This window comes from Allorhizobium borbori, from assembly GCF_014196535.1.
GTDB classification, from domain to species: Bacteria; Pseudomonadota; Alphaproteobacteria; order Rhizobiales; family Rhizobiaceae; genus Ectorhizobium; species Ectorhizobium borbori.
In genome coordinates this window covers 1-11,533 of sequence record NZ_JACIDU010000038.1, presented here as the reverse complement: position 1 = coordinate 11,533, position 11,533 = coordinate 1, and the positions used below count along the sequence as shown (strand labels likewise).

The window sequence follows — 11,533 nt, the reverse complement described above, 5'->3', positions numbered from 1 at the left end:
TTCATCACCAGCTCCCTTCAAAAGCTGGTTCCTTATGAATCACCGAAACTCCGCGCAGGGAAGCCCTAAATAATCAATCTGCCAAAGTAGTGCTAGAACCTCGCGCCGTCCATCAGTGTTGACGCCGATTGCGATAATGACAGCGACGGAAACGATGCGGCCACCACGCCGGACATTGAGGTAGGTGGCGTCGATCCACAGGTATGGCCAGTCGCCTTCTATAGGTCGCGACAGGAAGGCCTTACTAATATCTGCTGCTGCTTGAGGGGTTTCTTTACGCCGCCAATGCCGGCCGGCATTCCAAGCCGGTCGACCCAGTGCCGCAGGAGCAAATTGTGCTGTAATCATCTGAGTTTTCCTTCGGCCACGATTGGCCAAGGGCGAAATGCACGATCAAAGGACTCTATATCGCGCTCGTCCGCTTCTGCAGTTTGAAAGCACATCGTTCATTCGATTGAAGTAGAAAGAAGAGCCGTCGTTAACCCGGATATCGTGCCTCACGTGACATTCCGTGCGGCGCTGGAGTTCGATGTCACTCCTGTTCAGCCATCCTGTAGCCCACGCCTGGTTCCGTGCGCACGATCCGGGGCTGGGTCGGATCCCGCTCTATCTTCTGGCGCAACTGGCCAATGAACACGCGGAGGTAATGCAGGTCGTCGCCGTGGGCAGGCCCCCAAACGGTGGTCAACAATGTGCGGTGGGTCACGACTCGACCGGTATGGCGGGCGAGTAGAAGGAGCAGGTCATACTCCTTGGGCGTCAAGTGCACGAGCGCGTCGCCTCGCGAGACGAGTCGCTTGATCGGATCGATGGTCAGCCCGTCGACTTCCATGACGGTCGGTATCGCGTCGCGGCGTCCACGATGGCGCAGTGCGGTGCGGATGCGCGCCGTCAACTCGCCAATGCCGAAGGGTTTTTCGACATAGTCGTCGGCGCCGAGGTCGAGCGCCGCGATCTTCTCGCTTTCGCGGTCGCGGGCCGAGAGGATGACGATCGGAATGTCCGACCAACCGCGAAGGCTCGCGATCACGTCCTTGCCGTCCATATCGGGAAGGCCGAGGTCAAGGATCACGAGATCCGGTGCCTGGGTGGCCACGGCCTTTAGCGCTCCGGCTCCAGTGCCGGCCTCAACCACCTCGTAACCGGCAGCCGTCAGCGAGGGTTTCAGGAAGCGCTGGATCTGCGGCTCGTCATCGACGACCAGGATAAGGGACTGTTTCATGTAATCTCGCTTTTTTCGTCACTTCCCGGGAACCGCATGACGATGCGCGTGCCCCGCTTTTTAAGCGCCGGGCTCTCCGCATGGATCCTGCCGCCCATAGCCTCGACGAAGCCGCGGGCGATGGAGAGGCCGAGGCCGGTGCCCGGCGAGCGGCCATCCGGTTTGCCCCTGCGATAGAATTTTTCGAAGATCCGGTCCAGATCCTCGGGCGGAATGCCCTTGCCGAGATCGGTGACCGAAATCAGCACGTCCTTGCCATCGCGGCGCGCATAGACATTGACCGGCTCTTCGCCCCCGTATTTCACGGCATTGTCCAAGAGATTGAACAGCACCTGGCCAATCAGCACGCTGTCGCCGCGGATCAGCGGCAGATCTGCGGCAATACCGGTCTCGATGACGCGTCCCGGTGCGTGTTTGCGAGTGCGCTCCACCGCCGACTGCACAACGTCGGCGATATCCACCCAGTCCTGCTTGGGCTTCAGCGTGCCGGCCTCGATCCGGGTCATGTCGAGCAGATTGGCGATGAAGCGGCTCATGCGACTGCTTTCCTCCTCGATGGACTGGAGGAGATCGTCGCGATTTTCCGGCGTCATTCGCTCACCGAGCTGGCGCAGTCCTGTGACGGCGCCGGTGATGGTCGCGAGTGGCGTGCGGAGATCATGCGAGATCGAGGAGAGCAGCGCTTCGCGATATCGTTCGCCCTCCAGCCTCGCGGCCTGCTCGACGGTTTCGTCTGCAAGGCGCGCCCGATCAAGCGCGATCGCGGTCTGATCGAGGATGGCGGTCAGCGAGCGTTCGGCGTTGAGGTCGAGCCTTTCTGCGGAATGTTCGATACCGCAGACCCCGACGATGCCGTGCGGTCCTAGCAGGGGGCGAAACTCGAAGCGGCTGTTGGGAAGCGTGCCTGTGCCATGGCCGGCCGGCTCGCGCTTGTCGTGTGTCCAGCGAGCTGCTGTCATGTCCGTCACGTCGAGTTCGGTATCCGGCGGCCAGGCGGCTGCGACGCTGAGATCCCCTTTGCGTGGAACCAGAAGCACTACCCTGCGTCGGACGCTCGCCTGCAATTGCGAGACGGCGAGCCAGATCGCATCTTCGCTCTTGGCCGTGCTCGCGAGCTTGCGGGAGAAATCATAGAGCGACTGGAGGGCTGTCGCCCTTACCCGCGCGATTTCCGCCTGCTCGCGGATGCGGGATGCGAAGCCACCGGCGATCAGGGCCGCCGCGAAGAAGATGAAGAGAGCGAAGACCTCGTGGGGTGCGGCAATCGTGAAGGTGTTGATCGGATCGATGAAGAAGAAATTGTAAGCCAGCGCCGACATTGCAGCCGCGAGGAAGGCGGCCATGTAGCCACCTGCGACGGAGGCACCGAGCACCGCCAACAGGAAGAGCAGCGATATGTTCGGTAGTTCGATGAACATATCAATGCCCTTGCCGATCATCGTCGTGATCGCCACGAAACCGAAGGCGGACGCCACCGCCTGGCGAAAGGCTGTCGCCTGGGGAATGCGCAAGACGGGACGTCGCATATCCTCTATCGAGGTATCTGGCGTGACGATGTGGATTCCGAGGCCAGACGCGCGACGGGATAGGGCATTGGGCAGCGAGCGGGTAACGAGCTTCGGCCAGCGGCTGTGCTTGCGGGCACCGATGACGATCTGGGTGGCATGCTCCCGGCGAGCGAGTTTGAGGATCTCTCCGACGAAATCATTGCCGATGACGCGGCGTGTTTCGGCGCCGAGCTGTTCGGCCAGGCGGAAGAGCGCTTCGATTCGCTGCAGGCGTTCTGGTGTCTCGACTTCCCGGTCGGCCCGCTCGATCGAAACGACCAGCCAAGGCGCGTTGAGCCCCGAGGCGAGCCGGCTCGCGACGCGGACGACCTTTTCCGACAGGGGATCGGAGCCGACGCAGACCAATAGCCGCTCGCCCGTTGCCCAAGGACCATCGATGGCATTCTGTCTTAGATAATCGACCATCTGATCGTCGACACGGTCGGCGGTACGGCGAAGCGCCAGTTCGCGCAGCGCCGTCAGATTGCCGAGACGGAAGAAACGGTCGACGGCGCGGCTGGCGCTTTCGGGCAGATAGACCTTGCCCTCCTTAAGTCGCTCAATGAGTTCGGATGGGGCGAGATCAACGAGCAGTACGTCGTCGGCCCGTTTCAGCACAACATCGGGCACGCGCTCGCGCACCGTGACGCCGGTAATCTGGGCGACGAGATCCGCGAGACTTTCGAGGTGCTGGATATTGAGTGCCGTCCAGACATCGATCCCGGCGGATATCAGTTCCTCGATGTCCTGATGGCGCTTCGGGTGGCGACTGTCTGGCGGGTTCGAATGCGCGAGTTCGTCAACGATGACGATGCGGGGATGCCTTTCCAGCACGGCATCGAGATCAAACTCCTCGAGCATCCGGCCGCGATGGGCCACCCTGCGCCTTGGCAGGATCTCGAGACCCTCGAGCAGTGCTGCCGTCTCGCCGCGACCGTGGGTCTCCACCAGTCCGAGGACAAGGTCGATACCGTCCGCCTTGAGGCGTCGGGCGCGCGACAGCATCGCATAGGTCTTGCCGACGCCGGGTGCGGCACCCAAAAAAACGGTCAGCTTGCCCCGGCGGTCCTTGTCCGCCAGGGCAAGCAGGGCATCGGGATCGGGACGTCGATCGTCCCTGCGGTCGTCATCCGCCATTCACACGCTCACATCTTCAGGGCATCGAGGGCCAGGTTAAGCTCTAGCACATTCACTCTTGCTTCGCCGATAACGCTGAAGTCCGGATTTTCGACGTGTTGCGCGACAAGTGCCGCGACGGTGGCGGGCTCCAATCCCCTCGCCGTTGCAACGCGCGCCACCTGGGCTTCGGCGAAGGTCGGTGAGACATGCGGGTCGAGACCGGATCCGGAGGTCGTCACAGCATCGGCGGGAACAGGTTGTGCGATGCCGGCTGCTGTTAGCCGTGCAACATCGCCTGTTACACGTTCCGTCAGCTTGACCGAGGTCGTGCCGAGGTTGGAACCGGACGAGGCTGCAGCGTTGTAAGTGTCTGGCCCCGTTGCCGAGGGGCGTGGCCAGAAGTAGCGGTCCGAAGTGAATGCCTGGCCGATCAGGGCCGAACCTATGATCTTGCCGTCGCGTTCGATCAGGCTGCCATTGGCCATTGCAGGCATGACCGCTTGGGCGATGCCGCTGATCGCCAGCGGATAGGCGAGACCGGTAAGTGCGGTGAGCACGACGACGAGGGTGAGTGCGGGTCTGATATGGTTGAGCATGGTTACACCAGATGAAGAGCGCTGACGGCAAGGTCGATGACCTTGATCCCGGCGAAGGGAAGGATCAGGCCGCCGACGCCATAAACGAGCAGGTTGCGTTGCAAGAGTGCCGCCGCACCGGATGGACGGTAAGCTACGCCTTTCAATGCAAGCGGGATCAGTGCCACGATGATCAGAGCGTTGAAGATGACAGCCGACAGAATAGCGGACTGCGGCGACGTCAGCCCCATGATGTTCAGGGCTTCAAGCGCCGGATAGGTCGCAACAAACAGAGCCGGGATGATGGCGAAGTATTTGGCCACGTCATTGGCGATCGAGAACGTCGTCAGCGATCCACGCGTCATCAGGAGTTGCTTGCCGATCTCCACGATTTCGATGAGCTTGGTCGGGCTGGAATCGAGATCGACCATATTGGCCGCCTCACGAGCGGCCTGGGTGCCGGTCTGCATGGCGACACCCACATCGGCCTGGGCAAGCGCCGGGGCGTCGTTGGTGCCGTCGCCGCACATGGCGATCAGGCGGCCACCCTGTTGTTCACGACGGATATAGGCGAGCTTGTCTTCCGGGGTTGCCTGGGCGAGGAAATCGTCGACGCCGGCTTCCGAGGCAATGGCGGCCGCCGTGACCGGATTGTCGCCAGTTACCATGACGGTGCGGATGCCCATGGCGCGCAGGGCCGCAAAGCGTTCCTTGATGCCGGGCTTGACGACGTCCTTGAGGTGGATGACGCCGAGCAGGCGGTTTCCGTCGGCAACGGCGAGCGGTGTGCCGCCCGTGCGGGCGACCTGATCGACGGCCCGGCGAAACTCGTCCGGGGCATCCTGTTGGGTGAGGCCGGAGAATTTCAGCACGGCATCGACGGCACCCTTGCGCAAACGGCGCTGACCGATGTCGACGCCGGAAAGGCGGGTTTCGGCAGTGAAGCCGATGACGGCGTCGAACTCAGCCTTCGGCATGGGAATGCCGAACTCGCCTGACGCCAGCGCGACGACCGAGCGTCCCTCCGGCGTTTCGTCCGAGAGCGAGGCAATGAGGGCGGCTTCCGCAAGTTCCGTCGGCGTCACACCGGGGGCGGCCAAGAAGTCGCTGGCCATCCGGTTGCCGAAGGTGATCGTTCCTGTCTTGTCGAGAAGCAGCGTATCGACATCGCCGGCGGCCTCAACGGCGCGGCCGGAGGTGGCGATGACGTTGAAGCGCACAAGGCGGTCCATGCCGGCAATGCCGATGGCCGAGAGCAGCCCGCCAATCGTCGTCGGGATCAGCGTGACAAGCAGCGCCGCCAGCACCGTGACCGAAAGCACCGTGCCGGAATAGCCGGCGAGGCCCCAGATCGCGACGCAGACGAACAGGAAGATCAGCGTCAGGCCGGAGAGCAGGATCGACAGGGCGATCTCGTTGGGCGTCTTCTGGCGCTGGGCGCCTTCGATCAGGGCGATCATGCGGTCGACGAAAGAGGAGCCCGGCTGGACGGTGATCCTGATCTTGATCTCGTCGGACAGTACCTGCGTGCCGCCTGTCACCGCCGAACGGTCGCCACCGGATTCGCGAATGACGGGGGCGGATTCACCGGTGATGGCGCTTTCGTTGACCGAGGCAACACCGTCGATCACTTCGCCATCGCCTGGGATCAGCTCGCCAGCGGCGACCAGCACGATATCGCCGACCTTGAGGCTGGAGGCCGGGATCGTTTCCGTCTTGCCATTGCCGCCGAGCCGCCGGGCGACGAGTTCGGACTTGGTCTTCTTCAGGCTGTTGGCCTGGGCGCGGCCGCGGCCCTCGGCCACGGCTTCGGCGAAGGTGGCAAAGAGCACTGTAAACCACAGCCAGGCGGCGATCTGGCCGGAGAAGCCGGCCTCGCCGGGATTTGCGGCGAGGTCGCGGATGAAGAGGATCGTTACGACGACTGCGACGATCTCGGTTACGAAAATGACCGGGTTGCGCAGGAGCTTTCGCGGATCGAGCTTCGCGAAAGCGTCGCGGATCGCCGGAAACAGGATCGAGGGGTCGAGAAGACCGGGGGCCTTATGGTCTTTTGACATGATGGTTCCTTAGAAGGTCTGGCCGGCGAGCATGGCGAAGTGTTCGACAACAGGGCCGAGCACCAGCGCTGGCAGAAACTGCAGGCCGCCGAGAATGAGGATGATGCCGATCAGCAGGCCGACGAACAGTGGTCCGTCGGTCGGGAAGGTGCCGGCGGAGGCAGGTGACTTCACCTTGGCGGCAAGCGATCCGGCGATCGCCATGACCGGCACGACATAGGCGAAGCGGCCAAGTAGCATCGCGATCCCAAGCGTGGTGTTGTACCAGACCGTGTTGCCGGTGAGCCCACCGAAGGCCGAGCCGTTGTTGCCGGCAGCCGAGGTATAGGCATAGAGGATTTCCGACAGACCGTGCGGTCCCGCGGTGCCGACGCTTGCCACCGCAAAAGGCAGCATGGCCGAGACGGCGGTGAAGCCGAGGATGACGAGCGGCAGGATGAGCACGGCGAGCATGGCGAACTTCATCTCGCGACCTTCGATCTTCTTGCCGAGGAACTCCGGTGTGCGACCGACCATCAGCCCGGCGACGAAAACAGCGAGAAGCGCGAACACGAGCATCCCGTAAAGACCCGAGCCGACACCGCCGGGCAGAACCTCACCGAGTTGCATGAGGAACATCGGCACGAGGCCACCGAGCCCGGTGAGCGAACCGAGCATGCCATTGACACCGCCATCGGAGAGGCCGGTGGTGACTGCCGCATAGAGCGCGGTCATGGCTTGGCCGAAGCGGACTTCCTTGCCCTCCATGTTGCCGAGCGCGGGATCGACGCCGATCGCCGTCAGGATGGTGTTGCCCTGGGCTTCTGCCCAATATGTGACGGCGACGCCTGCGATGAGCAGGAAGGCCATGGCGGAGATGAGCGCCCAGCCCTGGCGACGGTTCCCGACCATCTGGCCGAAGCTGTAGACCAGTGCCGCCGAGATCGACAGCATGGCGAAGATGTTGAGGTAGTTCGACCAAGCGGTCGGGTTCTCGAAGGGATGGGCGGCGTTGACATTGAAGAAGCCGCCGCCATTGGTGCCGAGCTGCTTTATCGCTTCCTGGGACGCGACGGGGCCGAGCGAGATCACCTGATTGGCCCCTTCCAGCGTCGTTGCCGTGACCGAGGCATCAAGCGTCTGGGGAAGGCCCATGGCCACGAAGGCGAGTGCGACAACGATGGCGAGCGGCAACAACACGTAAAGCGTTGCCTTTGTCATATCGACCCAGAAGTTACCAAGCGTCGCGACCTTGGAACGGGCGAACGCACGCGTTATGGCAACCGCAAGCGCCATACCCGTTGCGGCCGACAGAAAGTTCTGCACGGTGAGGCCGGCCATCTGGCTGAAGTGGCTGAGTGTGCTCTCCCCACCATAGTTCTGCCAGTTGGTGTTGGTGACGAAGGAGACTGCCGTGTTGAAGGCGAGATCCGAGGGGACGCCCGGAAAGCCTTGCGGGTTCAGCGGCAGATAGGCCTGCAGCCGCAACATGGCGTAAAGCGCCAGGAAGCCTGTCAGCGAAAAGGCGAGCATGGCGAGCGTGTAGCCGAGCCAGCTCTGCTCCTTTTCCGGGTTGATGCCGCTCACGCGGTAGAGATCTCGCTCCAGGCGACCGAGTACGGGGGACAGAAAGGTCCGCTCGCCGGAAAACACCCGCGCCATATAAAGGCCGAGTGGCTTGATGACGAAGAGGACGGCGAGGAAGAGGAGGCTGATCTGCAGCCATCCGACAATGGTCATGGATCTGCTCCCGATCAGAAACGCTCAGGACGCAGCAGCGTCACGACGAGATAAACGCCAAGGGCAATAGCGACGGCGAGGCCGAAAAGGGGTTCAAGCATCGGCGTCCCCCTTACAGCCGGTCGAGCGCGCGGGCATATAGCGCCAGCACGAGAAGCGCGCCTGCGCCCAGCGCGATGAAGATGAAGTCGGACATGTCCGTTTCTCCTGTTGATACAAAAGAAGGATTAAGGCCACTTCGGATCAGGCTTCGATTGGGAAGAAGTGGGAGGGGCGTAAGGAAAAGATAAGGGTGTCTGTGAACGGTCGACGACTGCCCGATGGCAGTGGCGAGAGCAGACCGAGCAGTGTCTTGTACCACCCGGGCGAAATGTCAGCTTGTCGTGGCGGCGGTTTTCTCCGGGACTGACCGAAATGGTGAAGGGTTTCGGGTGCCGTCAGGCGTACGAAAGCCTCTCATGCAGGAACCCGCGGGCGGCATTCTCTGAGCTATGGGGTTTTGTGGATCGTCGCTTCCAGCGGGCGGTTAATCGCAGGGACAGTTGCCAGTCCCGCCGCTTCGAGGGCGGGCCTTGCAGGTATAGTTTTGCGGATATTCGGAGTGAATAAGCGTACGTTTGCCGCGCTGAAAACCCTCGCCATAGGGACTGGCACAGACCTTTCCGTTGGCCAGCTCTGCGGTGAGTAGACCATATCTATGGATCGGCCATGCCGGGTCATGACGCACTCTCCCGGTTCGTTGTTGCCTCGTCTGGTGGTCCACGTGGTTGTCGCCAGCGCTTGAACACCTCGATGACGATCATGCGTCCGCCGCAACAAGGGCATGGCGGCCGGATGTCGGTCGGTTCGTCGTTCGCCTCATCAGGGGGCGGCGGGACAGCATTGAGGAGTTCGCGGGCACGAGCGATGCTGGTCTTTCGAGAACTGCCGGCGAGCAGGCCGTAATGCCGGATGCGGTGGAAGCCGCGCGGCAAGACATGGAGCAGGAAACGGCGGATGAACTCGTCGACCGCAAGCGTCATGACCTGCTGCCGATTGCAGCCGTCACGGCGGTAATCCTTGTAGCGGAAGGTGACATCCGTTTTGTCGAACGCGATCAGGCGACTGTTCGAGATGGCGACCCGGTGCGTGTAGCGCGACAGATAGGTAAGCACTGCTTCCGGCCCCGCAAAGGGCGGCTTGGCATAGACGATCCAGCGCTTCCTGCGGACTGACGACAGATATCTTACAAATGCCCGGCGATCAGCCAGGGGCGCAGCCGAACCGAAGAAGGCGAGCCGTCCGGTATCGTGGAGTTGGAGCAGCCGTGTCAGGAACAAGCGCCGGAATAGCTTGCCGAGCACACGAACTGGCAGGAGGAATGCCGGACGTGACGCTATCCAGCGCGATCCATCGAGCGCGATGCCACCACCTGGCACGATCATGTGAACATGGGGATGATGGGTCATGGCCGATCCCCATGTGTGCAGGACGGCAGTGATGCCGATGCGCGCGCCGAGATGCTTCGGATCGGCGGCGATTGTCAGCATCGTCTCGGATGCGGCCCTAAAGAGCAGATCGTAAACCAGCACCTTGTTGTGGAAGGCAATGGCGGCGACCTCGGCTGGCAATGTGAAGACGACGTGGAAGTATCCGACAGGCAGGAGATCGGCCTCCCGTTCGGCAAGCCATGTGCGTGCAGCGGCGCCCTGGCACTTCGGGCAGTGCCGGTTGCGGCAGGAATTGTAGGCGATGCGCCACTCTCCACAATCCTCGCAGGCCTCGACATGTCCGGCCAGTGCCGCTGTGCGGCAGTGCTCGACCGCCGACATAACCTTGAGTTGGCTCAAGCTGAGATGTCCCGTATGGACTTTCCGATAGTTCGGCCCTGCCGCACGGAAGATATCGGCGACCTCGATCGAGGTACGCATGGTTCAGCCGTCGGGCGTTTTGCCTTCCATCAGCGCCATCAGCCGATCGAGAGGGCCCGCGACCGCGTGAATGGTTCGGGTGGAGACCTTCGCATAGAGAGCCGTCGTCTCCAGCTTGCTATGACCGAGCAGAACCTGGATGACACGGATATCGGTGCCATCCTCCAGAAGATGGGTGGCAAAGCTGTGCCTCAAGGTATGCGGGCTGACACGCTTGTGGATGCCGGCAACATCGGCAGCTTCCTGAACCGCGCGATGAAGTTGCCGCGACGAGATCGGATCGGTGCGGCTACGCCCCGGAAACAGCCAGCCGTGAGGTAGCATCACGCCGCGCCGCTTTCCTTCGCACCACCAAAGCCGCAGCAGTTCGAGAAGCTGCGGAGAAAGCATGGCATTACGGTCCTTGCGTCCCTTGCCTTGTTCAACCCGGATCAGCATGCGTTTGGAGTCGATGTCATCGACCTTGAGATGGGCGACCTCGGAGACGCGTAAGCCCGCACCATAGGCCACACCGAGGGCGGCCTTGTATTTGATGCCAGGTGCCGCCTCCAGTAAGCGGGCAGCTTCCTCAATACTGAGCACGTCCGGTAGCTTGCGCGGATTGCGCGTTATCACCAGCGCCCGCGCCAGATCCCGCCGCTTCAGCGTCACTGTGAACAGAAAGCGTAGCGCCGAAACTGTGCTGTTGATCGTCGCAGGACCTACTCCGTTCTCATGCTGATGCAACTGGAAACGTCGTATGTCCTCGACCGTCGCGGTGTCGGGGGCACGCCCAAGAAACGTAGCGAAGCGCCGAACGTGACGGATGTAGTCCTGCCGAGTGTGAGATCCCAATCCTCGCATCAGCATGTCTTCCTGCATGCGCTGGCGGAGCGGTGTGGTCGGGGCATCGTGTTGAAAGCTGGCCATTGAACGTTCCTCTCGTTGAAGGGAACGTCATGGTCAGGCAACACCAACAGCCTGCCTAGAACCTCAGATAATCATGCGAAACTCGCAGCGCACTCCCTCCCGCGAAGCGGGTTCGTGCTTGGAGGCGCAAAGCGGAAATTATCTCCGTAACGCGGCTGACCGGGGGCCAAAACCAAAACCGTTGTCGCCAAGGTCTCAAAGCACGATGTGAATTTTCTCATTCGACTGAATGATGCGTGCGCATGGCGGGGCGAATGCCCTTCGTTCTTCTTGCTGAAGATGTCTGCGGCCCGGTTTTCTGTCTAGTTTTCACGTTCTTTGAGTGATCCACGATATACGGAGAGACCTCTAAACCGGGATTGTCTCGAAAACGCTGATCTGTTGATTGCCACTGAGAACTGACCCGGCGTTTCCACCGAGAATTGACCCGCGTGTTAGGTATGTTTCGGGTCTGCGGTCGTGGTCAAGTTCC

General features: G+C 61.9%; 8 protein-coding genes and 1 pseudogene. All 9 read right to left on the bottom strand.

Annotation, left to right across the window (positions count from 1 at the left end; all coding sequences use genetic code 11):
• Positions 1–87: 87 nt before the first annotated feature.
• A pseudogene (locus GGQ66_RS22410) lies at positions 88–240 on the bottom strand (transposase); the annotation flags it as partial.
• A gap of 292 nt (positions 241–532) precedes the next feature.
• Positions 533–1,222: a response regulator gene (locus tag GGQ66_RS22405; protein WP_183795889.1), complete on the bottom strand. Its 690-nt coding sequence runs from the start codon at positions 1,220–1,222 to the stop codon at positions 533–535.
• The gene (locus GGQ66_RS22400) at positions 1,219–3,906 is read right to left on the bottom strand and encodes an ATP-binding protein (RefSeq protein ID WP_183795887.1); all 2,688 of its coding nucleotides are present in this window, start codon (positions 3,904–3,906) and stop codon (positions 1,219–1,221) included. The genes GGQ66_RS22405 and GGQ66_RS22400 overlap by 4 nt, the downstream gene beginning before the upstream one ends.
• A gap of 8 nt (positions 3,907–3,914) precedes the next feature.
• Positions 3,915–4,484 (bottom strand): potassium-transporting ATPase subunit KdpC, encoded by a 570-nt coding sequence (gene kdpC, locus GGQ66_RS22395; protein ID WP_183795885.1) that lies wholly within the window; start codon positions 4,482–4,484, stop codon positions 3,915–3,917.
• Positions 4,485–4,486: 2 nt separating this feature from the next.
• A complete protein-coding gene (gene kdpB / locus GGQ66_RS22390; RefSeq protein WP_183795883.1) occupies positions 4,487–6,523 on the bottom strand; it encodes a potassium-transporting ATPase subunit KdpB in 2,037 nt (678 codons plus the stop codon).
• Positions 6,524–6,532: 9 nt separating this feature from the next.
• Positions 6,533–8,242, bottom strand: a complete 1,710-nt coding sequence (kdpA, locus tag GGQ66_RS22385) for a potassium-transporting ATPase subunit KdpA (protein WP_183795881.1) — start codon at positions 8,240–8,242, stop codon at positions 6,533–6,535.
• Positions 8,243–8,256: 14 nt separating this feature from the next.
• Positions 8,257–8,343 (bottom strand): K(+)-transporting ATPase subunit F, encoded by an 87-nt coding sequence (kdpF, locus tag GGQ66_RS23400; protein WP_082352480.1) that lies wholly within the window; start codon positions 8,341–8,343, stop codon positions 8,257–8,259.
• A 615-nt stretch (positions 8,344–8,958) separates the two neighbouring features.
• Positions 8,959–10,152 carry an IS91 family transposase gene (locus tag GGQ66_RS22375; RefSeq protein ID WP_183795879.1) on the bottom strand — a complete coding sequence of 398 codons (1,194 nt, stop codon included), beginning with the start codon at positions 10,150–10,152 and terminating at the stop codon, positions 8,959–8,961.
• A gap of 3 nt (positions 10,153–10,155) precedes the next feature.
• Positions 10,156–11,061 carry a tyrosine-type recombinase/integrase gene (locus GGQ66_RS22370; protein WP_183795877.1) on the bottom strand — a complete coding sequence of 302 codons (906 nt, stop codon included), beginning with the start codon at positions 11,059–11,061 and terminating at the stop codon, positions 10,156–10,158.
• Between the last annotated feature and the right edge of the window lie 472 nt (positions 11,062–11,533).